The sequence below is a fragment of the Mycobacterium sherrisii genome, assembly GCF_002102355.1.
In the GTDB taxonomy this organism is placed as follows: Bacteria; Actinomycetota; Actinomycetes; order Mycobacteriales; family Mycobacteriaceae; genus Mycobacterium; species Mycobacterium sherrisii.
On record NZ_LQPT01000084.1, the window covers coordinates 45636 to 68061 of the forward strand.

At 67.5% G+C, this 22426-nt stretch carries 23 protein-coding genes; 6 read left to right on the forward strand and 17 right to left on the reverse strand.

Annotated features, from left to right (window positions below; genetic code table 11):
* Positions 1 to 4 precede the first annotated feature (4 nt).
* The 3 genes from AWC25_RS17055 to AWC25_RS17065 form a co-directional block, all read right to left on the reverse strand.
* The gene (locus AWC25_RS17055; protein WP_069400578.1) at positions 5 to 853 is read right to left on the reverse strand and encodes a mycofactocin-coupled SDR family oxidoreductase; all 849 of its coding nucleotides are present in this window, start codon (positions 851 to 853) and stop codon (positions 5 to 7) included.
* The gene (locus AWC25_RS17060; RefSeq protein ID WP_069400579.1) at positions 850 to 2055 is read right to left on the reverse strand and encodes a cytochrome P450; all 1206 of its coding nucleotides are present in this window, start codon (positions 2053 to 2055) and stop codon (positions 850 to 852) included. The genes AWC25_RS17055 and AWC25_RS17060 overlap by 4 nt, the downstream gene beginning before the upstream one ends.
* A 344-nt stretch (positions 2056 to 2399) precedes the next feature.
* Positions 2400 to 3071: a TetR/AcrR family transcriptional regulator gene (locus AWC25_RS17065; protein WP_069400580.1), complete on the reverse strand. Its 672-nt coding sequence runs from the start codon at positions 3069 to 3071 to the stop codon at positions 2400 to 2402.
* Here AWC25_RS17065 and AWC25_RS17070 point away from each other — a divergent pair.
* Together AWC25_RS17070 and AWC25_RS17075 are read left to right on the forward strand one after the other, a co-directional pair.
* Positions 3070 to 3795, forward strand: a complete 726-nt coding sequence (locus tag AWC25_RS17070; RefSeq protein ID WP_232327031.1) for a SecDF P1 head subdomain-containing protein — start codon at positions 3070 to 3072, stop codon at positions 3793 to 3795. The genes AWC25_RS17065 and AWC25_RS17070 overlap by 2 nt on opposite strands.
* Positions 3792 to 4610 carry a sugar phosphate isomerase/epimerase family protein gene (locus AWC25_RS17075; protein WP_085167142.1) on the forward strand — a complete coding sequence of 273 codons (819 nt, stop codon included), beginning with the start codon at positions 3792 to 3794 and terminating at the stop codon, positions 4608 to 4610. The genes AWC25_RS17070 and AWC25_RS17075 overlap by 4 nt, the downstream gene beginning before the upstream one ends.
* Before the next feature lie 30 nt (positions 4611 to 4640).
* On the opposite strand, the gene AWC25_RS17080 is transcribed toward AWC25_RS17075, so the two are convergent.
* Genes AWC25_RS17080 through AWC25_RS17090 form a run of 3 tightly spaced genes read right to left on the reverse strand, consistent with a single transcriptional unit; the run spans position 4641 to position 8508 of the window.
* Positions 4641 to 5642, reverse strand: a complete 1002-nt coding sequence (locus AWC25_RS17080; RefSeq protein WP_085167143.1) for a Gfo/Idh/MocA family protein — start codon at positions 5640 to 5642, stop codon at positions 4641 to 4643.
* The gene (locus tag AWC25_RS17085; protein WP_085167144.1) at positions 5639 to 6850 is read right to left on the reverse strand and encodes an FAD-dependent oxidoreductase; all 1212 of its coding nucleotides are present in this window, start codon (positions 6848 to 6850) and stop codon (positions 5639 to 5641) included. The genes AWC25_RS17080 and AWC25_RS17085 overlap by 4 nt, the downstream gene beginning before the upstream one ends.
* Complete coding sequence (locus AWC25_RS17090; RefSeq protein ID WP_069400584.1) at positions 6847 to 8508, reverse strand: arylsulfatase; 1662 nt, start codon at positions 8506 to 8508, stop codon at positions 6847 to 6849. Before AWC25_RS17090 ends, AWC25_RS17085 begins: the two co-directional genes overlap by 4 nt.
* Before the next feature lie 90 nt (positions 8509 to 8598).
* On the opposite strand from AWC25_RS17090, the gene AWC25_RS17095 reads away from it, so the two are divergent.
* Positions 8599 to 9618, forward strand: coding sequence for a nitronate monooxygenase (locus AWC25_RS17095; protein ID WP_084229342.1), 1020 nt, complete (start codon positions 8599 to 8601; stop codon positions 9616 to 9618).
* 16 nt (positions 9619 to 9634) lie between these two features.
* On the opposite strand, the gene AWC25_RS17100 is transcribed toward AWC25_RS17095, so the two are convergent.
* Positions 9635 to 10456 (reverse strand): class I SAM-dependent methyltransferase, encoded by an 822-nt coding sequence (locus tag AWC25_RS17100; RefSeq protein WP_085167145.1) that lies wholly within the window; start codon positions 10454 to 10456, stop codon positions 9635 to 9637.
* Positions 10457 to 10659: 203 nt separating this feature from the next.
* On the opposite strand from AWC25_RS17100, the gene AWC25_RS17105 reads away from it, so the two are divergent.
* Positions 10660 to 11013 carry a hypothetical protein gene (locus tag AWC25_RS17105; RefSeq protein ID WP_069400587.1) on the forward strand — a complete coding sequence of 118 codons (354 nt, stop codon included), beginning with the start codon at positions 10660 to 10662 and terminating at the stop codon, positions 11011 to 11013.
* Between the two features lie 25 nt (positions 11014 to 11038).
* On the opposite strand, the gene AWC25_RS17110 is transcribed toward AWC25_RS17105, so the two are convergent.
* From AWC25_RS17110 to AWC25_RS27015, 7 genes are all read right to left on the reverse strand, one after another.
* Complete coding sequence (locus AWC25_RS17110; RefSeq protein ID WP_069400588.1) at positions 11039 to 12307, reverse strand: amidohydrolase family protein; 1269 nt, start codon at positions 12305 to 12307, stop codon at positions 11039 to 11041.
* Positions 12308 to 12357: 50 nt separating this feature from the next.
* Positions 12358 to 13131, reverse strand: coding sequence for a class II aldolase/adducin family protein (locus AWC25_RS17115; RefSeq protein WP_069400589.1), 774 nt, complete (start codon positions 13129 to 13131; stop codon positions 12358 to 12360).
* Positions 13118 to 14740 carry a class I adenylate-forming enzyme family protein gene (locus AWC25_RS17120; RefSeq protein ID WP_085167146.1) on the reverse strand — a complete coding sequence of 541 codons (1623 nt, stop codon included), beginning with the start codon at positions 14738 to 14740 and terminating at the stop codon, positions 13118 to 13120. The genes AWC25_RS17115 and AWC25_RS17120 overlap by 14 nt, the downstream gene beginning before the upstream one ends.
* Before the next feature lie 63 nt (positions 14741 to 14803).
* The gene (locus AWC25_RS26630; protein WP_069400591.1) at positions 14804 to 15112 is read right to left on the reverse strand and encodes a hypothetical protein; all 309 of its coding nucleotides are present in this window, start codon (positions 15110 to 15112) and stop codon (positions 14804 to 14806) included.
* A 133-nt stretch (positions 15113 to 15245) separates the two neighbouring features.
* Positions 15246 to 15560: a hypothetical protein gene (locus AWC25_RS17130; protein WP_142278901.1), complete on the reverse strand. Its 315-nt coding sequence runs from the start codon at positions 15558 to 15560 to the stop codon at positions 15246 to 15248.
* Between the two features lie 40 nt (positions 15561 to 15600).
* Positions 15601 to 15933: a hypothetical protein gene (locus tag AWC25_RS17135; protein WP_142278902.1), complete on the reverse strand. Its 333-nt coding sequence runs from the start codon at positions 15931 to 15933 to the stop codon at positions 15601 to 15603.
* Positions 15934 to 15995: 62 nt separating this feature from the next.
* A complete protein-coding gene (locus AWC25_RS27015) occupies positions 15996 to 16349 on the reverse strand; it encodes a hypothetical protein (RefSeq protein ID WP_169717140.1) in 354 nt (117 codons plus the stop codon).
* A 255-nt stretch (positions 16350 to 16604) separates the two neighbouring features.
* Here AWC25_RS27015 and AWC25_RS17140 point away from each other — a divergent pair, with 255 nt between their 5' ends.
* Positions 16605 to 17360, forward strand: coding sequence for an alpha/beta fold hydrolase (locus AWC25_RS17140; RefSeq protein ID WP_232327033.1), 756 nt, complete (start codon positions 16605 to 16607; stop codon positions 17358 to 17360).
* A 49-nt stretch (positions 17361 to 17409) separates the two neighbouring features.
* Positions 17410 to 18258: a DMT family transporter gene (locus AWC25_RS17145; protein ID WP_211281056.1), complete on the forward strand. Its 849-nt coding sequence runs from the start codon at positions 17410 to 17412 to the stop codon at positions 18256 to 18258.
* On the opposite strand, the gene fadD1 is transcribed toward AWC25_RS17145, so the two are convergent.
* Genes fadD1 through AWC25_RS17160 form a run of 3 tightly spaced genes read right to left on the reverse strand, consistent with a single transcriptional unit; the run spans position 18176 to position 22424 of the window.
* Positions 18176 to 19894 (reverse strand): fatty-acid--CoA ligase FadD1, encoded by a 1719-nt coding sequence (gene fadD1 / locus AWC25_RS17150; protein ID WP_085167178.1) that lies wholly within the window; start codon positions 19892 to 19894, stop codon positions 18176 to 18178. The two genes, AWC25_RS17145 and fadD1, sit on opposite strands and share 83 nt — an antisense overlap.
* Positions 19891 to 21486 (reverse strand): flavin-containing monooxygenase, encoded by a 1596-nt coding sequence (locus tag AWC25_RS17155; RefSeq protein ID WP_069400597.1) that lies wholly within the window; start codon positions 21484 to 21486, stop codon positions 19891 to 19893. Before AWC25_RS17155 ends, fadD1 begins: the two co-directional genes overlap by 4 nt.
* Positions 21483 to 22424, reverse strand: a complete 942-nt coding sequence (locus tag AWC25_RS17160) for an alpha/beta hydrolase (protein ID WP_069400645.1) — start codon at positions 22422 to 22424, stop codon at positions 21483 to 21485. Before AWC25_RS17160 ends, AWC25_RS17155 begins: the two co-directional genes overlap by 4 nt.
* Between the last annotated feature and the right edge of the window lie 2 nt (positions 22425 to 22426).

A 22426-nucleotide genomic window follows, 5' to 3' on the forward strand; every position in this document is an offset into this window, starting at 1 on the left:
ATGCTTATTTGAGCAAGCTGCCCGCGTCAACGGGCAGCGAAACGCCAGTGACATAACGAGATTCGTCAGAGGCGAGGAACAGGACGGCGTTACTGATGTCGATGGGGTCGACCCAGGGCACCGGCAGCGTGTGCATCAGCTGCGAGATCGGGGCGAAGTCGTCGGGCCCGGGATCGGCCAGGTCCGGGCGGAACAGCCGGTAGGTGTTGTCGTTCATCACCATCGTGGTGCTCACCTGAGTGGGCAGCACCGCGTTGACGCGGATCATGTGCTGGCCCAATTCGACGGCGAAGGCCCGCATCAGCCCGATGACCCCGTGCTTAGCCGCCACGTAATGCCCGGTGTTCTGGTAGGCCTTGCGTCCGCCGACCGAGCTCGTCAGCACGATCGAACCGCCGCGACCTGCCGAAAGAATATGCGGTACACCGGCTTTGACGGTATGCCAGACGCCCGTGAGGTTGATGTCGATCATGTCCTGCCAGACGTTCTCGCGGATCTTGTGCAGCCTGCGGCCGTCGGTGCCCACGCCGGCATTGGCGACGATGATGTCTAGATGCCCGAGTTGCGCCACGCCGTTGTCGACCGCGGCCTTGAGTCCGTCGTAGTCCCGGACGTCCACCTGCGCGGTGACGATGCGCCGGTCGAGATTCTGGACCTGTTCGGCGGTTTCGGCGAGGTCCTCCGGGGTCGCGTGCGGGTAAGCGAGGTTGTCGATCGGTCCGCACACGTCGATCGCGATGATGTCGGCGCCCTCTTGCGCCAGGCGCACCGCGTGACTACGGCCTTGGCCGCGGGCGGCGCCGCTGACGAAGGCGACTTTTCCCGCTACCCGGCCTTCGGCGCGGCCGGTCAACAGGGCACCACGGTCGGCAATGTTTCCCAGCCCCGCACCGACGATGTCGGGCTCAGCGTGGCACTGGCCATGTCGGGCTCCCACTCGGGGAAACGCTTGAGGATCTCCTCCAGCGCGACCCGGCCCTCCAGCCGGGCCAGTGCGGAGCCCAAGCAGAAGTGGGCGCCGACGCTGAACGTCAGGTGCGGCCGTGGGGTGCGATGGATGTTGAATTCGCCGGCGTCCGGCCCGAATTGCCGCTCGTCGCGGCAGGCGGATCCGATCAGCATGAGCATCACGCTGCCCTGCGGCACCCGCTGGTCATAGATGTCGACGTCACGGGTCACGTAGCGCGCCATGTGCGGTGCCGGCGGTTCGAAACGCAGCAACTCCTCGATGGCTTGCGGGATGAGCGCGGGATGCTCGACCAGTTCGCGACGCTGATCGGGATGCTCCGCGAGAACCTTGCCCGCCCAACCGATCAGGCGCGTCGTGGTTTCGTTGCCCGCCCCGGCCACCACGTTGAGGTACACCAGGATCTCCTCGCGCCGCAGCCGCCGCGTGGTCCCGGTCTCGTCGACGAACTCGACGTTGAGCAACTCGGTCATGATGTCGTCGGACGGGTTGTCGGCACGCCAGTCGATGTAGGCCTCGAATTGCTCGCCCACCGACAAGCCGTGTTCGGCGGCACTCATCGGCTTGCCGGGCTCGGTGCGTAACTGCGCGTTGCCGCGGTCGCGGATGTACTCCTGATCCTCTTCGGGAATCCCGAGCAGCATGCTGATGACCTTCATCGGCATGATCGCGCCCAGGTCGGTCACGAAGTCGAAGTGCCCGGACCCGACCAGCGGGTCCAGCGACTGCGCGCAGAATTCGCGGATCATGGGCTCCAGGGCGGCGATCTTGCGCGGGGTGAACATCCGCGAGAGCAGCTTGCGGTGCACGTCGTGGATCGGCGGGTCCTCGAAGATCAACATGCCCGACGGAATCTCCAGATCCGCCTTGATCAGCTCCATGATCACGCCGCGGGCGGAGCTGTAGGTGCCGTGATCGATGATGGCCTTGTTTACGTCGGTGAATCGGCTCAACGCATAAAAGTCGTATTCGGCGTTGTAGTACAGCGGCGCCTCGTCCCGCAACCGTTTGAACATGGGATACGGGTCGGCGATCAGCTCGACGTCGTACGGATCGAAACGAACGTTGCTCTCGGTACTCGTCGTCACGAAATCCCTCCTAGCACTGCCGATTTCGGGCTCCGGCACGATTGAGCCACCGCTGCGGCGGCCAGGGGCGCACGCCGGACCCTGATTCGGGCAATTTGTACACTCCGCTTAAAACGCTCGGTTTGACAAATGCACGGGCTCGGCTGTCGACGGCTCGCCGGCGGCCCGTTAACACCGGCTTACTCTATTCTCGTAGAGAACCATATGGCGGATGGTCTGGCAAGACCCCAACGGCGCGCCGCGCCGAATAGTGCGGTGATTGCCGTCGGCTCGATGTCGGGCAGGGCCACCGGCCGCCTACCGCCCGCCCACCGGCCGCTTACTAGCCGCCTACTAGCCCCCTGCTAGCCGCCGCCGGGCCGGGTCAACCGGCCCTTGTGGTGGCTTTTCAGGATGCCGGCCGCGATGGCGGCCAGGATCGCGTCGAGTTGCTCCGGGCTGTCGACCACCCGGTCGCCGTGCGCGGCGCGCATCAGCAGTCCGTTGATGAAGGTGAGCGTGACGTTGCTCAGATCCTCGACGACGGCCGACTCCAGTTCGGCGCCGTGCGGCATCAGCTGCACCAGAATCTCGCGGTGCAGCTTGGTGAATGCATCCGTGGCGCGTTGCAGGATCGCGGCCATCGCAGGATCGCGCGCCGCTTGCATCGTCAGCTCGTAACGCGCCTTGGTCCAGGACAGCTGCGGCTCGGTGGCGGCCTGGATCACCACCTGCGACAGCAGCGACGGCGTCGGGTTGCCGCTGTGGCGGCCGGCGTCGTCGGCGATGGATTGCAGCCGTTCCAGGTCGAGTTCGGCTAGCCGCTCGGCGACGGCGCGCAACAGCGCCGAGCGGGTGCGGAAATAGAACGACGTGGTGCCGTCGGGTACCGCGGCCTTGCGGTCCACCTTCAGATGGCTGAGCCCCTTAGCCCCCTCGGCCGCCAGCAGTTCAATTGCCGCATCGCACAGATCGCGGCGTCGCTCCGCGGGATTCGGCTTTCGCCGTTTCACCGCGGCGGACTGGTGTTGGGCCATGAACAAGGCTTTCGCGGCGAGGATCTACAGTGAGTATTCGCTGACGTGCAGCCCGACCCTACTCTATGTTCGTAGTGTCGTAAAGCGGCTCGGCGCGCGTCGGCCTGTTGTGCGCGATCGGAGGATGATCCCGGCGAAGGCGATCGGCGGTTCGATGCTTTCAGCGGCGACGGTGCGGCTGGTTGGTGCCGTACTGCTGGCGGCCGTGCCGGCCGGTTGTGCTGCGGCGCAGCATCCCGCCGCGCCGGCCCGCTCGACGAGCACGGCGCCGGCCCGCCCGCCGGCCACAGTCACCCGGATCGCGCCGTTGCCCGTCCGCACGGTCGAGAACTCGCAGCCGACCTCGCCGGAGAAGTGCCCCGCGATCGATCCGGCCGCTCCCACCCCGCCGGGCAATCCCCTGGTCACCTGCGATGTGGCCCGGACGACGCGATACACGTTGGGACCCGAGACGCTGCGGCTCGAACTGATCCACGTCGCCGCCCCCACGCCGCTGACGGCGGATTTCTACGAAGTGAACCTGACACTGGATCCGGCGTCGGCGACCGCGTGGGCGGCATTCACCACCGCGCACCTGCATGGCCATTTCGCTTTCCTCCGCGATGATCTCGTCCTGGAAGCGCCGCTGATCGAAGATCCGGTGACCTCCGGGCGGATCGCACTGACCACTCAGACGCTGCAGGCCGCCGAGCAGTTGGCCCGCCTGGCGGGGCGGCCGGCATGACCGAGCTCGCGCTCGGCTTCCTCAACGGATTCGGGCTTCCGCCAGTGGAATTCGTCGACTTGGCCGCGGACCTCGGCTGCCGTTATGTCTCGGCGGTCGTGCGGGGCGTGCCGCTGGTTCCGCTCGGTTATCCACCCTTCTCCCTCAAAGAGGATGCCCCGCTGCGCCGCGAGGTGCTGGCCGCGATGGAACACCGCGGCGTCGCCGCGTCGCTAGGCGACGGGTTCTTGGTGCTGCCGGATACCGATATGGGCGCATTCGGTGCCGATCTCGATGTGCTGGCCGAGCTCGGCGTACCGCGGATCAACGTCGTCAGCCTCGACCCCGACCTCCGCCGAACGTTCGACCAGTTCGCGGCGCTGACCGAAGCGGCCGCTCAGCGCGGCCTGCAGACCGTCGTCGAACCCGTGCCCGGGCTCACCGTCGGTGATCTATCCACCGGGCTGGCCGCTCGAAAACACGTCGGGCGCGATGACTTTCGGCTGCTGGTCGACACCATGCACGTGGTGCGGGCCGGATCCAGCGCCGCCGACATCGCGGCCCTCGACCGCGACTGCATTGGCTATGCCCAACTCAACGACACGACGCTGCAGCCACGCTTGGACAACTACATGGAGGAGGCGATGTTCGAGCGCATGGTCCCCGGCGACGGCGAACTTCCGCTGCTCGACATCCTGACCGCATTGCCGCCCGACCTCATCGTCGAGATCGAAGTGCCCCGACGGTCGTTGGCGTTGGCCGGGGTGAGCCCGATCGACCGGATGCGGCCGTGCGTCGAAGCCGCTCGCCGCCTGTTGACCGAGATCGGGCGGTGACCGGCGCCGCGTCGCGCGACGCAACCGCGTTCAGCTGGGCTGGCGCAGCGGCAATCCGGCCGCGCGATAGATCTCGTCGATGACCGTCATGTTCTCGATCGCGTCCTGTGCGGTCGTTTTCACCGGCGCCCCGCGCAGCACCGCGGCCGCGAACGCATCCAGCTGGTAGGCGTAGGAGGCGCGGCGCGGGAAGCTCTCCACGCGATCGTCGTCGACCGTGCGCACCGACATCCGGTGAAACATCTGCGGCAGCACGGGATTGATCACCCGCAGTCGTCCGCGCTCACCGACCACCGTGGCGCTGATGTCGACCAGACGCCTCGACCACATCGAGCAGCGGATGCGCCCGGTATGTCCTTGGGCGAACTGCAGTTCGGCCGACATGGCTCGATCGACCCTGGCGTCGCGCAGTTTCGGTTGCGCGGAAATGACTTTCGGGGTCGACCCGCCGAAGGTGCGGACCATGTGGACCGCGTAGCAGCCGGCGTCCATGGTCGCGCCGCCGGCCAGCGCGTAGTTGTAGCGGATGTCGGAGAACTTCGGCAGTGGAAAGCACAGCGCAGCCTCCACCCGGGTGAGCGTGCCCAGCTCGCCCGAAGCGACGATCTCCTCGACCCGCAACGCCAGCGGATGATAGCGGTAGTGGAAGGCCTCCATGACCACTCGGTCGGATTCCGCGGCCAGGGCCGCGATCTCGGTAGCCTCGGCAGCGTTCGCGGTGAACGGCTTTTCGCACAGCACGTGCTTGCCCGCGGCCAGGGCCGCGCGAGTCCACCTGCCGTGCAATCCATTTGGCGACGGGTTGTAAATGGCATCGATTTGCGGATCGGCGATCAGCTCATCGTAGTCGTGGTGCACCCGGGCGATGTGGTGCTCGGCGGCGAAGTCACGGGCACGCGAGCCGTCGCGCGCGGCCACCGCCGCGACCACGACGTCGGCATTGTCCTTGGCCGGGTTGATCAGCGCCAACGGCGCGATCCGCGCGGCACCCAGGATGCCGATCCGCAGCGGGGCCGCTGTTCGGCCGGTCATCGGCGAGCCCAGTCCGGGGCGCGTTCGGGCCGGACTCCGACGCCGATGAAATATGCCGGAAGCACCGCCAGCCACGGCAACCGGTCAATGACCCGCAACAGCGCCGCCGGCGGCGTGGGACTGCCACCACGAAGGAGCGGCTGCAGCCCGCGCTGCAGGAGCCGTTGCACGCCTTGGGTCACGGCGGTGGGAAACAGCCGCCGCCGCCGCACCGCCGCCAAGTCCCGGGTGGTGACCCGGTGTTCGCGCAGCGGGCCGGCCAAGATGGTGGCGGCGGCGACGGCGTCCTGCACGGCCAGGTTGATGCCGACACCGCCCAGCGGCGACATCGCATGAGCCGCGTCACCGATGCACAGCAGCCCGTCGGTGTGCCAGCGCCGCAGTCGATCCACCCGCACGTCGAGGTGCTTGATGTCGTCCATCGACGTCAATGTGCCGACCGCCGCGGCCGATTCCGGCAACAACGCGCTGACGTCGCGCCGAAACGCTTCGATACCTCTGGCTCGCAGCGCGGCGTCCGTCCCTTTGGCGCCGAGGTAAGCAATCTGGTTGTAGCCCTCGCGCGGGATGACGCCCAGGGCCTTACCGGACCCCATCCGCGGCAGGAACGAGAACTCTTGATCGCCGTCGCGGGGCAGCCTGAACCACCAGACGTCGAAGTTCACCGGATATTCCCGGCTTTGCAGTCCGGCTGCGCCCCGTGCCATCGACCAGCGGCCGTCGCAAGCGACCGTCAGCTCGGCCCGCAGCTCCCCCGGCCCGTCGGGTCCCCGATAGCGCACGCCGGCGATCCGGCTGTCTTCGCGCAGCAACCCGGTGGCCTCGGTGTTCATCCGCAACGTGAAGGTCGGTTCCTGTTGGGCGACGTCGGCGAGCAGGTTCAGCAGGTCCCACTGCGGCACCATGGCGACGAACGGATGGGGTTGGCGCAGCCGGCCGAAGTCGACATAGGTCACCCAACGGCCGTCTGACTGGAACTTCGCACTGCGAACCTCGCTGTGCGGCAAGGCATTGAAGCGGTCCCACAGACCCAGCTCGTCGAGCAGCCGCAGGGTGGTCGGATGCGCCGTGTCACCCCGGAAGTCGCGCAGAAAATCACCATGCTTTTCCAGCAGGGTGACCTCGACGCCGGCCCGCGCCAGCAACAGCCCGAGGACCATTCCGGCCGGGCCGCCGCCGATCACCGCGCAGGTTGTCTTCTCGGTCATGGTCCCTCCGAAACCCCTTGGCGGATAACGGCATCACTCAACAGCTGCGGGTCGACGTCGTAGACCGAGACGGGCTCGGTGAGCACCCCGTTGTCTTCGACATAGCGGTCCCACAGTCCGAGCAGCTCGGTCAATTTGTCGGGATGGGCGTCGGCCAGATCGTCGATTTCGCCGCGGTCGCGGGAAAGGTCGTACAGCTGCCAGGCGCCCGGCCCGTAGGGCGGCGGCAGATAGAGGGCCTTCCAGTCGCCTTGACGAATTGCGCGGCGGCCGAACAGTTCCCAGCCGGTGCCGGTCTCGCCCGGGTGGACCGCCTCGGCTTCGCCCGACAGGTACGGCACCAGCGAGCGACCGAGCATGGGTTCTATGTCACGGCCGCGGTAGCGAGTGCCGGGATGTTCGACGCCGGCGAGGTCCAGGATGGTGGGGGCGATGTCCATCACGGTCGCGAACGCCGTGCCGATCTCCTGCTGGCGGGTGAATCCCGGCCAGGTGACGAAGCCGACCACCCGGATCCCGCCCTCGGTGGTGAAAGCCTTATGCAGGCGCGACGGCGCCGTGGCGGCTTGGGCCCAGCGGGGGCCGTACCAGATGAACGATGTGGGCCGGCCTAGGTTCTCCAGACTGTTGTCGCAGTTCTGTTCGATCCGCGCGACGATTTCGGGGCCGCGCAGCGGCATTGCCTCGACGATCGCTCCCTCGGCGCCGTTGTCGGACATGAACATCACGACCGTGTTGTCCAGCTCGCCGGTCTCGGCCAGGTAATCGAGCACCCGGCCGATGTTCCAGTCCATCCGATCCACCATCCCGGCGTACACCTCCATGGCACGCGCCGAAATCGCCCGCTCCTCGGCCGTCATGTCCGCCCATTCCGGGGCGCCGTCGGCCACCACCGGGTGCGGCTTTACCTCGGCCGGGCACAGGCCGAGCCGTTTGAGCGCCGCCAACCGCTCCTCGCGCAACGCATCGGGACCCGCGTCGTAGCGGCCGCGGTATTTGGCGACCGATTCGTCGGGGGCCTGCAGGGGCCAGTGCGGCGCCTGGAAGGGTAGGTATGCGAAGAAGGGCCGTGTGTCCGGCTGTTTGTCGTTGTCGGAGCGTTCGCGAAAGTAGCGCAACAAGGTGTCGGTGTAATAGTCCGAGGAGTAAAAGTCTTCGCCGACCGTGACGAACTGATCATCTTCGGTGTAAAGCGTTGGCACCGGCGAGAATCCGCCGCCCGCCGGGCCGCCGTAATGGCTGGCACCGGCGGGCAACAACGCGAACGAACGCTCGAATCCGCGTGCCCACGGCGAGGTTTCGATGCTGTGACCCAGATGCCATTTGCCCGACATGAGCGTCAGGTACCCGGCGTCGCGCAGCAGCTCGGGCAGCGCGACCACACGATCGTTGAGGTATCCCTCGTAACCCGGTGCGCCCTGGAATCCGGGGACCGCGACCTCGAGCATGGTGCCGATACCGGCGACATGGTGGTCCGTTCCGGTCATCAGCATCGCCCGGGTGGGTGAGCAGGCCGGAGCCGAGTGGAAATCGGTGAGTCTGACCCCGGCCCGTGCGATCCGGTCGAGGTTGGGGGTTTCGATCTCGCTGCCGAAGGCGCCGATGTCGGAAAAACCTAGGTCGTCGGCGAGGATCACCAGAAAATTGGGACGCGTCACGCTGAAGCATCCTGTCAGCTCTGCCGCCCAAATGGAACGGTCGGTCAGCCCAGTAGGCTCAAGGCGGCAAGCACATCGGAGGTGCAATCCATGCTGGCACAGTTCGAGATGTCCATTCCGCTGGTCGCGGCACCGATGTCGGGCGGCCCGACCACCCCGGCGATGGTGTCGGCGGCGACCGGGGCGGGCGGCCTGGGGATGCTCGCGGCGGGCTACAAGACGGTCGCTGCGGTCGAAGACGAGCTCAAGGCCGTGCGCGCCGAGGGAATCCCGTTCGGCATCAACCTGTTTGCGCCCAACCCGCTGCCGGTCGACCCGCAGCGCTACCGTGCGTACGCCGCGATCATTCAGAAAGAGGCCGATCAGTTCGGCCTAACCCTGCCGGCCGAGCCCGTCGAGGACACCGACCGGTTCGACGAAAAGATCGCGTTGCTCCTCGACGACCCGGTGCCGATGGTGTCGTTCACCTTCGGCATTCCGCCGCGCGGCGTGATCGCCGCGCTGCAACACGCCAAGACGGTGGTCGTGCAGACGGTGACGACGGCCGAGGAGGCCGCCCAGGCCCACGCCGCCGGCGTCGACGCGCTGGCCGTGCAGGCGTCGGTCGCCGGCGGGCATTCCGGCACTCTGGTGCCGCACCGGCCGATCACCCCGGTACCACTGGTCGATCTGGTCAGGCAGGTCAGGGCGGCGGTGCCGCTACCGGTGCTGGCGGCCGGCGGGCTCGCCACGCCCGACGCGGTGGCCGACGTGATTCGTGCGGGTGCTGCCGCGGCGGTGGTCGGCACCGTGTTGTTGCGCGCCACCGAAAGCGGTGCGTCGGCTACTCACCAGGCGGCCCTGATCGATCCCGCCCGCAACGAAACCGTGCTGACTCACGCCTTCACCGGCCGTCCGGCCCGCGGTCTGCGCAACGCGTTCATCGACGACCATGAGGAGCAGGCACCGTTCGGGTATCCCGCCATCCACCACCTGACCAGCCCGCTGCGCAAAGCCGCCGCCGCGGCCGGCAGGCCGGATTACGTACACCTGTGGGCGGGAACGGGATACCGGCATACCACGGCCGAACCCACCGCGGACATTCTGCAGCGTCTTGCTTCTCGCCTGTGATCGCCGGCCGGACGACCTAGAACGTGAAGCGATTCAGCACGTCATAGGGACCGAACGGCGACGCACTGAAAAAGCGGTAAATCCAGCGCACCAAGGTCGTGTCGATCTTCCGGTATCCGGCCAGGGCCGATGACTGTTCCACGAAGCGCAACTTCGGGTCCCAGGTTTCGATGTCGCGCGCGTCGCCAATGCCCCACTTGATGATTCCCCGGGTGAAGATTTTCGACAGCAGCGGTGCGACCGCCGAGAGGGTGTCGAATTGCAGCTCACCGTGATCGAACCGATCCAGCAGCCGCGTGAACAGCGCGCGGACCTGGCTCTCGGACACGTACATCAGCAGTCCCTCGGCGACGACGAGCGTCGGGTGGCCGCTGGGGATCTGCTCCACCCAGTGTGGATCGGTCACCGATGAACCGATCATTCGATACCGCTCGGTCTCCTCATATAGCCGCCTGCGCTGATCGATGACGCCGGGCTGGTCGAGGTCGAACCACCGCACCGAGGGCGGCACCGCGAGCCGAAAGGCGCGGCCGTCCAAGCCACAGCCCAGGTGCAACACCACCGCGTCGGGGTTGTGCTGCAGGAATTCGGCACACCAGTCGTCGAACTGCTTGGCACGCAACGCCACCAGATACTGATTGGCGGCCGGCAACGAGCTCCGGTGGATGCGGTTGAAGTCGTAGTCGATCCGTTCGACGGCGTCGGCGGCGGCATGGTCGCCCAGGATGGGATGCCGAGAACGGCTCTCATGGGCGCGTAAATACAGCGTCACCAGGTTCGTCCACTCCACCGACCCCCACCGAACCGAAGTGAAGTCCACCTTGTCCGTCATTGCCATCCCTCCGCGCCGGGCGCAGCATCTGCTCACAGCCACCCAAGCGCATCCGCCGGCGTCTGGCCAGCCCCGGCGCGCCAGCGAGATAAAAGCGCTGGTGAGTTCCGTGTGGGCAATCGACACAAACCAGCCCCCCATCCGGACGCCCGCGTGCTCCGAAGACCTATCAACAACGGGCAGTGCCAGGTCAAGAAGGGGGCCTCACGATGCGACAGGCGACGTTCAAAATGGTTGCCGCCGGCGACGGTTCGCCGCCGACCGCCGGCGGCTACTGCTACTACCTGGTGGCGCACGCGGTGGCGACGGTGCTGTTGTTGCTCACGCTGGTCGTCGCCGTGTGGCAGTTCATGGATTGGGTCGTCGCCCCGTCCTGCGCGGAGGCCGGTCCGCAGCCGTCGGCGGCTTCACTGGCCGCGCAGACCATTAAAGCCACCGAAATCCGCGACGGCGCCGGTCAGCCTGGTGTCTCGTATCGCTCCTGGACTCAACGCCCGGCGTCCTACCGCGACGCCGCGCGAATGACGGCGATGGCCGGGGCGGTCGGCTGCCCGTGTCCGTGACGTCGGTCGGGCGCGGGCAAGGTCGTCAGTATGCGTCGGGATCCTGTTGCACGGCTGCTGGTACGGGATGCTGATACAGGCGCGACGCGTTCTCCCAGGTGAATTTTCGAATCGCGTCCGGCGGCAGATCACCGATCTGTTCGTGAATCGTCTGTTGGGTGTGCGGCCAGGTCGAGTCGCAGTGCGGGTAGTCGGCTTCCAGCATGATGTTGTCGATGCCGATCCGGTCGCGCTGCACAAACGACGACTTGTCCTCCACCGCGCAGAACCAGAAGTTCCGGGTGAAAACCTCTGCGGGCGTGAGCTTCTCCTCCAACTCCCGCCACGTCCCGTACATTTCGTGATAGCTGAGCATGTGGTCGAGACGGTCGAGTAATCCTGCCACCCAACCGATTCCGCCTTCGGACAAGCAGATCTTGAGATCCGGGAATCTGCTAGGCAATCCGGAGTAGAGCCAGTCGACCGCAGCCGTGATGGCGTAGGCGAAGAACAGCACGCCCGGCACGTCGGGCGGGGCGTCCTCGGTCGTCGACGGCGACGAACCGGACGAACCGATATGCAGATTCACCACCGTCGCGGTTTCGGCGCAGGCCGCCATCATCGGGTCCCAATGACCCGAGTGGATCGTCGGCAGCCCCAGCATCGCGGGGTTCTCGCTGAAGGTCACGGCGTGGAAGCCACGCTCGGCGTTCTGGTAGATCATCTTGGCGCCGAGCTCAGGATCCAGCAGCCACGGCAACTGGCACGGGATGATGCGTTCGGGATACGACCCCGCCCACACCTCGAGGTGCCAGTCGTTCCAGGCGCGGACCGCGGCCAGCGCCAGGTCACGATCCGAGGTGACCTGCTGCAGCCGCTGGCCCGCGAAGCCGGGCAAAAATGACGGGAAGTTCAGCGACGCGTATATGCCGTTGAGGTCCATGTCTTTGACACGCGCATGGATATCCCAAGCGCCCCTACGCATCTCGTCGAACCGGACCGGTTCGAAGCCGTACTCGGACACCGGTCGCCCGACCACCGCGTTGAACCCGACGTTGGGCAGTTCCCGACCGTCGTACACCCACGTCTGACCGCCGCTGTCGGTATCGACGACCCGCGGCGCCCGATCGGCGAACTTTCGCGGCAGCCGGCCGGTGAACGCGTCCGGGGGCTCCACGATGTGGTCGTCCACCGAGATCACCGTGTACCGGCGCGGCGCGCGGGGCGGGTCCGGCAGCAGGGTGACCGACCGCTCGGCACCGGTCTTGGCGGTGGTGAAGTTGAGATCGGCCGCCAGCTCGTCAATCGATTTCATGGACAAATCTCCTTGCCGGGCGGGGCACCGGGTATGTGTCGCACCCGGGTTCAGGTAAGCACATCGGGATCCGCCTTGATCGTCATTCGCGCCGCGCCGGACCAATACACGGCCGCGGCACGCTCGATCAGGGATTGCTGCATGCCCACCATGTCGGACCAGTTCATCTGCACCGGTTCCCGGCCGGTGAGCATGACGTCGTAAGCCAGCTTGCACACCCGTTCGATCGACGCGGCCCGGTACACCGCCTCGGGCAAATTCCGGCCGGTGGCGATGACGCCGTGGTTGGCCAGAATGGTCAGATTCGCATCGCCGATCCTGGCCGCGAGATCCGCCGCGCGCGGAGGGCTGTCGACCTCCCCGTCGTAGGCGTCGACCAGGCACAAGTCGTCGAGGAACAGCGAACCCGTCTGATGCACCAGCTCGGGCAGCCGGCCCAACGCGGCCAGCACACAGACCCAGTACGGGTGGTTGTGAATGACCACCCGGGCATCGTCGCGGACCCGGTGTAGCTCCGTATGGATGTGGATCGCCGGGGTGACGTCCCACCGGCCGCGGACCACCCGCGCGTCGCTGTCCACCAGGCAGATGTCGGACGCGGTGAGCTCTTGCCACCACAGTCCCCAGGGATTGACCAGCATGTCGGTCTGCCCGTCGAGCTGCCAGGTGATGTGTCCGGCCATGTTCTCGGCGAACCCGATGCCGGCCAGATGCCGGAACGCCACGGCCAGTGCCTGTTCGTGGGTCAGCTCGACACCGATCGGCGGCACCACGGACGGCGCCCACACCTGCAGACCACCCCGACGTGGATTAGGCGTGTTCATGGTCGGCCTCCATCCTTGTTCGAATATCTTGGCGCAGATCACCTTTGGCGATCTTCCCGCCAGACGACCGGGGTAATTCATCGACCACGATGAGACGCTCCGGCAGCAGTTCCTTGGAGACGCCCAGCGCCAGCAGGTGGTCGACGAGTTGGGGCAATTCGAGGCTCGCGGCGCCGACGACTTCGGCATACAGGCAAACCCGCTCACCGAACACCGGATCGGGCATCGCCACCGCGGCGGCCAGCGCAATCGCGGGGTGGGTCAGTGCGGCGTCCTCCACCTGCGCGGCGCTGATGTTCTTGCCGCCGCGCAGGATGAAGTCGGACGTCCGGCCGGTCACCGTCAGGTAGCCGTCGGCGTCGCGCTCGCAGATGTCGCCCATCAGCATCCACCCGTCGGAGGTGAACAGCTTGTCGTGGTCGGTGCCACCGAGATAGCCCAGGCTGGTCGCCGGTCCCCGGCAGGCGGGCTGGCCTCGTCCCGTCGCGGTGACATCGCGGTCGCCGTCGAAGAGCCGCACCGACATCTCGGGAACAATCCGGCCGGCGGTGCGCAGTCGACGCTGCAGCGAGTCGTCGACGGTGGTCGCGCTGAGCAGACCGGTCTCATTCGAACCGTAGAATTGCAGGATCGTCGCGCCGGTGCGTTCTTCGAACTCCGCCGCGGGCCGATACGGTATGGCTTCACCCCCGGTGAACACCACCCGCAACGAACTCAGGTTCAGCTCGCGGAACGCCGGATCGGCCATAAGCATGGTCAATTGCGAACTGACGCAACACAATACGGTCACGTTGTGCCGGGCTATCGCCGCACACGCGGCCCGGGCGGTGAAGCGCTCCAGGATCACCGCAGTGGCGCCGAGGTAGATCGGCGTGGTGTGACTGGTCCAGATCCCGAACCCGAACGGCATGGGGATGACGGGCAAGAACACGTCGGCTGAGGTCAACAGTCCATTGGCAACGGCCTTCTGGTGAAAGTAATACCAACGGTTCTGGCTGTGCACCACGCACTTCGGCAGACCGGTGGTTCCGGAAGTGGAGTTGATCAGAAATACGTCGTCGGCGCCGAGTTGAGCGTCTATTCCAACAGGCGGGGCGGCCGCGTCGACATCCAGCCGTAGCAGTCCCGCGGACCGGTGCAAAACCAGCACCGGCACCGGGCTTTCCGCCGTGATCCGGGCCGCGGCCTCCTGATGCGCTCCATCGCTGATCAGAACCTTCGGCTCGGTGTTACGCAGTAGCACGCGCGCTTCACGGGTGCCGGCCCGCGCCCCGATGCCCACCACGATGGCACCGCAGCGCTCGATGGCGACGAACAGGACGTGAATGGCCACACAGTCGCTATGCCACACCGCGACGCGTGCCCCGCGACCGACGCCGGCGGCGGACAGCTGTCCCGCCAATGAGGTTGCCGCAGCGTCGAATTCGCGCCAAGTTAGGGAGACGCCCGGCTCGTCGGAATAGGCACGCCGCTCTGGTGACCGTTCGGCGTTGCGGCGCACCGCGCCCGACAGGGTCGAATCGGACCACCAGCCGGCCGCGCGGAACCGGGCCGCGTCCTCGTCGGCGAATGCCGGCGAGCCCACGGTGTTCAGCCCACCGGCGCTCATTACCAAATGATAGGAAAATCGCCCGGGACTACGGTGAGCGACTCCGGGGCCGGCCCGACGAGGTTACGGGCTCTGGGGTTTGGCAGCCGGATGTGGCGATGTGGTCGCCGTGATCGGGTGGTGGTGCTGCATGGGGCGGGGCGGGTTGATGGGCCCACAGTTCAGGCCGATGATGCAGCCGCCACCACCGCCGGCGGGTTCGACCGGCACAGCGGTGCCGCTGGTATCCACGGCGGAGGTGGCTTGTGCGGCCACACTGATCGATGGCGCCGTGGCGCCAATCGGCAATTCGCCGGCACCGCTGATCGCCAGGGCGACTACGGCCGCCCCGCCCGACAGCGCTGCGAGCGTCGCGCCTGTTCTTATATTCATGATCCAAGTTTACGTATTTGGAACATGGAATGAACTCAGCGGCAACGTGAATCGGCTGTGGGTCGGCTGTGATGGCGCTTGGTGTTGGACTCACGCGCGCCGGGGCCGCTGCGTGAACTGCCGACCCGATCGGCTACGGCGTGTGCGGTGCGGGTGCGGCGCTCTGCGGGCCGTGTCCAAGGGTCGGCGGACGGCGCGGCGGCGGGGGCTTCGGGGGGTTGATGGGCCCACAGTTCAGGCCGACGATGCAGCCCGGCCCGCCCCCTGCGGGCTTGACCGGTAGGGCGCCGCCATCGCCCGAGGCCGGGGGCGCCGAGGCCCCACCGGTCGGGACGGCCGGGAAAGCCGTCGCGGCGCGAGCCTCGGATGGCTCGACACCACCGACACCGGCGGCGACGATGGCGACGCCGCACAACGCGGAGACCGATTTGCTGACGCGATTGCGCACCACGCCCATTATAGTCAGACCGCGCCCGGCCCGCCGCCGGCTACATCTCGTGCGCCGGAATTGGTTTGTTGGGCACCGGGGCGGCCTCCTGCTGCTGAGGCGCAAGACGTGGCGGGTTCTTCTTGGCCGGCAGCCGCGGCGGGTTGATCCGCCCGCAATTCAGGCCGATGATGCAGCGGCCCGACCCTACGGGTTCAACCGTCACCGCACCCTCACCGCTCCTCGACACCGAGACCACCGTGGACGAAGCCGCGGCAACGCTGATCGGCAATGCAGCGGTAGGGCCGACGACTGCGGCGGCTCCGGCGGCTAGGGCCAGCACGGCCACGCCACCACCCAATGCTGATGCTGATTTGCTGATGCGGTTTCTCACGAGACCGATTGTACTTAACCGCGGCGGGCGTGGCCCCGCAGCCGTGGTGGGCTAAAGCGGCCCTAGAGCGGGCGTGCCGGCGCCCATCCCTCCGTCGACGGCGCGGCCTGCGGCCTGGGCGCGAGGCGCGGCGGGTTGGTCGGCGGCGGCGGCCGGGACGGCCTGATCGGCCCACAGTTGAGCCCGATTATGCAGTCGCTGCCGCCCTGGGTGCGCAACGACAAGGGCGCGCCCATGGGGTCGTTCAGCCAGCCGCAACAATCATCCGGCGACGGGGCCGCGGGCACGATAGGCGCCGCAGGGGCGGTGGCGTAGCTGGGCGAAGTCGTCATGCCGCCGGCGGCGCCGAGGCCCAGCACCAGCACCGCCGCACCCCCGCATGCTGCGCCAAGCGACCTGACCGTGCAATCAAGCACGCATCGAATTGTAATCTCCCCGACCGCCAACGCATAGGCCCCGAGCCTGACCGGAAGAATTCCGGGCATTGCGGTGTTCGGCTGCAACACGGCAGTGGCGCCTGCGGCGCCGGCAAAGGAGGACGAGTTCATGAGCTCCGCAGAGGTGCTCGGCTGCTGGCACGGCACACGGCGGCGGGCCACCGGTTCACGGCCGCCGGAATCTCGTCGTTCGTCCTGGATGACGGCCCCCGCGACGCGGCACCGGTGGTGTGCGTGCACGGAGTTCCGGCTTCGGCCTTTCTGTACCGCAAGGTGGTCCCGGAATTGGCGTCTCGAGGGTTGCGCGGCATCGCCATCGACCTGCCCGGACTGGGGCTGGCCGAACGGCCCGGCGATGCCGACTACACCTGGACTGGGCTGGGCCGTTGGCTGCTGGCGGCGATCGATGAGTTGCAACTCGATCGCTTTCACCTGGTGTTGCACGACATCGGCGGTCCCATCGGGTTCGAGGTGGCCAACGCCGCACCCGACCGGGTGCTGTCGATGACGTTGTTGAACACCCTCATCGAGGTGGAGTCGTTCCACCGGCCCTGGCCGATGGAACCCTTCGCGCATCCGCTGCTCGGCGAGACGTGGCTGGCGTCGCTGCGCATCCCGGGAACGTTCCTGTCGATCATGCGGCTGGTAGGTGCCAGTCGCCATGTCCCGGCCGCGGAGATTTTGTGCTGGAAGCCGTTGCTGTTCGGCGACGACGGCGGGCAAGCATTTTTAAAAATCATGCGCGGCTTCGAGCTGACCGCGGCCAAGCAGCAGCTGTACCTGGATGTGTTGCGCGACCGCCGCTATCCCGCGCAAGTCGTGTGGGGCGCCCGCGACAAGATGCTGCCCTGGCACCGCTACGGCATCCAGGCTCAACGTGCCGCCGGCGCGCGGGACCCAATCACGTTGCCCGCCAAACACTTTCTGCAAGAGGATCATCCGCAGGAAATCGCCGAAGCGGTGTACCGGCTGACCCAGCGGCACGATTAGCCGCCGCAATGTCGCCTGCGATCTTGGCAGTCCTCGTATTGTCGGCCCTGTGCTGATCGGTTTTCTCCTCGCGCTGGGTTGTTCGGTGTGTTACGGCGCGGCGTCGGTGCTACAAGCCGTCGCGGCTCGCTCGGTGGAAGCCGGCGGCACGTCCGGTGTGGACGCGGCCTTGCTGTTGCGCGCCATCCGTCAGTGGCGCTACCTCGCGGGCATCGGCCTGGACGGGCTGGGTTTCCTGCTGCAGGTGCTGGCGCTGCGCCTGGTGCCGATCTACGTCGTCGCCGCGGCGTTGGCCGCCTCGATCGCGGTGACCGCACTGGTGTCGGTGTGGGTGCTGTCGGCCCGATTGTCGCGGGCCGAGTGGACGGCCATCGGGGTGGTTTGTGCCAGCCTGGCCGCGCTGGCGGCCGCGGCCGGGCCCGGCCACTTCCGCCACGGCCCCGCCGGGCTGGGTTGGGCCCTGATCGGCGTGGTCGCCGCGCTGTTTTTGGGCGGTGCGACCGCCGGCTGGTTGCCCGACCGGGCACGCGCCCTCGCCCTGGGGCTCGCGGCCGGCACCGGGTTTGGTGTGGTGGAGATCGGGGTGCGTCTGCTCGACGAGATCGATCCCACCAAGGCCGCCTTCTACACCGACCCGGCGTTGTACGCGGCGGCCGGTGGCGGCCTTGCGGGGTTTCTGTTGTTCACCTCGGCGCTGCAACGCGGATCGGTCACCACCACCGTGGCCGCGATGGTGGTCGGAGAAACCATCGCACCCGCGCTGGTCGGGGTGGTGTGGCTGGGTGACACCGCTCGCGCCGGTTGGGGCTGGCTGGTCATCGTGGGATTCGTCGTCGCGGTGGCCGCGACGTTGCTGCTGGCGCGATTCGGCGAGGCGCCCAACGCAGCACCCGGTTGAACCACCGCGTTGCTCCTCCCGAAACCGGTTGCGCCGCAGCCGAAGCCGACTCAGCGACCGCGTAGGTGGTACCGCGCGGGGGTCGGCTCAGCAGGACACCACCCTGGGCGCTGATCCCGGCGGCGATCAGTTCGCGTTTGAGGATCTTGTTGGTGGCCGTGGCCGGCAGGTCGGCGTTGATGCGCAGGTAGCGTGGCCACGCTTTCGGCGACAGGTCCGGCTGCGCGGCCAAAAATTCCTCCAGGTCCGCAGCCGTCACGTCCATTCCCTCGTGCAGCACCAGTGCCGCCATCACCTGATCCCCCACCCGCTCGTCCGGCACCGCGTACACCGCGACCTGGCTGACTTGGGGCAGCCGTGCCAAGATCCGCTCGATCGGCGCCGCCGCCATGTTCTCGCCGTCGACCCGCATCCAATCGGCGGTGCGACCGGCGAGGTAGATCCAGCCGTCGGTGTTGCGATAGGCCAGATCTCCGGTCCAATACATGCCGTGCCGCATCCGCTCGGCGGTGGCTTCCGGATCGTTGTAGTAACCGGCGAAGGGTCCCGCCCCCTGCGTATTGACCAGTTCGCCGACCGCCTCGTCGAAGTTGGTCAGCGCACCATGGTCGTCGAACTGCGCGACGGCGCACTCGCGCAGGGTTGTCGGGTTGTAGATGCCGACGCCGGGATACGGCTTGCCGATCGAACCGGGCGGAGTGCCGTCCACCCGCACCACGATCACCGCGAACTCGCTGGACCCGAAGCTGTCGATCACCCGGCAACCGAAACGTCGGGCGAATTCCTCGATGTCGCGATCGGTGGCCTCATTGCCGAATGCGACGCGCAGGGTGGTGTCCGCATCGTCGGGCCGCTCCGGGGTGGCAAGGATCAGGGCCAGTGGCTTACCGACGTAATTGAAGTAGGTCACCCCGTAGCGGCGCACGTCGTCGAGGAAGCGTGACGGCGAGAACTTGGCGGGGACCATCGTCGCGCCGCTGCCGATCGCAACGGCCCAGCCGGCCGCGACCCCGTTGGAGTGGAACAGCGGCATCGCCAGATAGCAGACGTCGTCGGCCGTGACGTCGTATTGACTGATCAAGCTGGCTCCGCACAGCACCGCCATGCCGTGCGCGAATCGCACCGCCTTAGGGTTGCCGCTCGTGCCGGACGTGAAAATCATCATCAGCGTGTCGGCCGCGACGACCTCGCGATGCGGGCGCAGTGGCGGGGCCGCGGCCACCGCCGCGTGATAGTCCGCGTTGGTGACGTTGAGAACGCGAATCCCGTTGAGTTCCAAGCCTTCCAGGATCGCCTGCTGGTCGTCGTCGACGAGCAGGAGCTGACAGTCGGACCGGTGGATGTCGGCGAGCAGCGCCGCGCCGCGCCGTGTGGTGTTGAGACCACACAAGACGTAGCCGCCCAGCGCCGCGGCCGCCATCGCACGCAGCATGGCCGGCGAATTGCCCAGCGCGGCACCGACATGCAGGGGGCGAGCCGGATCGGCAAGCGCGATCAGTGCGGCGGCCTCGGCTGCGGCCTCGGCCAGGTGCTCGCGCCAGGTCCAGATCCGGTCACCGTGCGCGACCGCCGGCGCGTCGTCGTTCCTGCGTTGCCGCAACAACTGCTGAACCGTTTCCGGTGCTCCTCCGGTCATCGGGTGGTCCACACCAACCCGGCGTAGTCGTTGCGCGCGACCTCGTCGCAGTGCCGGCGGTAGCTGCCGAATCCACCGATGTAGGGCATGAAGGTCCGTTTCTTGCCTTCGATGTTGGCACCCAGATACCACGACGAGGCCGCCCGGGGAAACAAGGTGCGCTCGGCGGCCTGGGCCACGTGCTCGGTCCAGCTCTGCGCGGCGTCCTGACGGGGCTCGACCTCGACGGCGCCCCGGCGTCGGGCGGCGTGCACCAACTCGACGACCCAGTCGACCTGGACCTCCGCGTGCAGGACCATGTTGGCCAGCACCGAGGGACTGCCCGGCCCGCTGATCGTGAACAGGTTCGGCAGGCCCGGCACCATCAGCCCGAGAAACGTCACCGGCCCGTCGGCCCACACGTCGCGCAGCCGGTGGCCCCGGGGCCCGCGCGGGTCGATTCGGGTCAGGGCTCCGGTCATGGCGTCGAAGCCGGTGGCGAAGATCAGCACATCGCATGGGTAGCTTGCCGCGGCAGTGCGCACCGCGTCAGCGGTAATCGTCTCGATCGGTTCGCGCCGCAGGTTGATCAGTTGCACGTTGTCGCGGTTGAAGATGGCGTAATAGCCGGCGTCGGTGCAGATCCGTTTGGTTCCGATCGGGTGATCGACCGGGATGAGATCGGCCGCGACGACGGGGTCGGTGACGATCTCGCGGATCCGGTCCTCGGCGAATTTCCGTGCGACGTCGTTGGCGGCGAGATCGCTGGTTTGATCGGGGAAGGTCTTGGCGAACAGTACCCCGCCTTCGCGCCAGCGCTGCCACAGCGCTTCGGCCCGCTCTCGCGGGTCGGTATCGACGGCCTTCTTGTGGTAGGTGCCGTGCGGCGTCCCGGCCGGCGCGTAGGCCGACGCCCGCCGACGTTCGGGGTATTGCTCCTGGATCTGGCGCTGTTCCTCAGCCGACCAGGGCCGGTTCGGCATCGGGATGGTGTAGTTGGCGGATCGCTGGAATACCACTAGCTTTTCGGCCTGGGCCGCGACGATCGGCGCGAGCTGGATACCCGATGATCCGGTACCGATGAGTCCCACCCGTTTGCCGGCCAGCTCGGGGTCCTCCCGTGGCCACGCCGCCGTGAAGTACACCTCGCCCGAAAAGCCCTCGACGCCTGGCAGATTGGGACGGTTGACCGCGGACAGGCAGCCGGTGGCGCACAACAGGAACTGCGCCGCGTAGCTCTCGCCGGCGGCGGTGTCGACATGCCAGTGACCGTCGGAAAAAGCGGCGCCGACGACGTCGGTGCCGAACAGATAGTGGCGGCGCAAGTCAAACCGGTCGGCGACATGACGTAGGTAGGCCAGGATTTCCGGTTGCGCGGCGAACCGCTCGCTCCACTGCCAGCTTCGCTGCAGCGCTTGGTCGAACGAGTAGGAGTAGTCGACGCTTTCGACGTCGCACCGTGCGCCCGGGTACCGGTTCCAATACCAGGTGCCACCCACATCGGGTGCCGCTTCGATCGCGGTCACCGACAGGCCAGCCGCCGCGAGCCGGTGCACGGCGTAAAGGCCGGCGAATCCGGCGCCGATGACGATGACGTCGCTGACCCTTGTCATAGCGAGCCCATATTCGCGGCGCCTCGGTGCGTCGGCTGCAGCACCTCACCCAGGTCCGCGAAGATCAGCTGCCGCGCTGCCGCGGCCGGACCGAAGGACTCGATGGTCATGAAGCCGTGGAACAGGCCGGGAAAGTCGCGGTGCACAACCGGCACTTTCGCCGCGCGCAGTCGGCGGGCATAGTCGCAGCCCTCGCTGTGCAGCGGGTCCAGGCCGGCGGTCACGATCACGGCGGGCGGCAGGCCTGCATGCGACTCCGCGCGTGCCGGGGCAACCAGGTAGGGCGGATCGAAAACCCTTGGTCCGCTGAGGTATTGATGCCAATACCATTGCATGGCCGTCCGGGTGTTGAAGTAACCGGTACCGAAGCGGTGGTAGCTGTCGGTATCGAAGGAGGGATCGATCGCTGGGTAGAGCAGCAGCTGGGCCGCGGGGCCGGCGACCGCGCGATCGCGACACATCAGCGCGGTGACCGCCGCCAGGTTGCCGCCGGCACTGTCCCCCGCCACCACGATGCGCCGCGGATCGATGCCCAACTCGTGGGCGTTCTCGACGACCCGGCAAAACGCCGCGAACGCATCGAGCGCGGCCGCGGGAGCGGGATGTTCGGGGGCAAGTCGGTAGTCGACCGACACCACGACGGCCCGGGCGCCGCGGGCCAGGCTCCGGCAGAAGGCGTCATGGGATTCGATGTCGCAGAAGACGAATCCGCCGCCGTGATAAAAGACGACCGCGGGACGATCCGCGTCGGGTTCGCCGTGCGGGTGGTAGACCCGGATCGGGATGGCGCCGGCGGGTCCCGGCACCGTGCGGTCGGTGGTGCGGCGGACCTCGGTGTGGTTGCCAGTCGGCACCCGGCGGGCGGCGACCGCGGCACGCGCCTGGGTAGCGGTCATGTGCTCGACGCGCGGGAACCCCGCGTTCAGCTGGTCGAGCATCG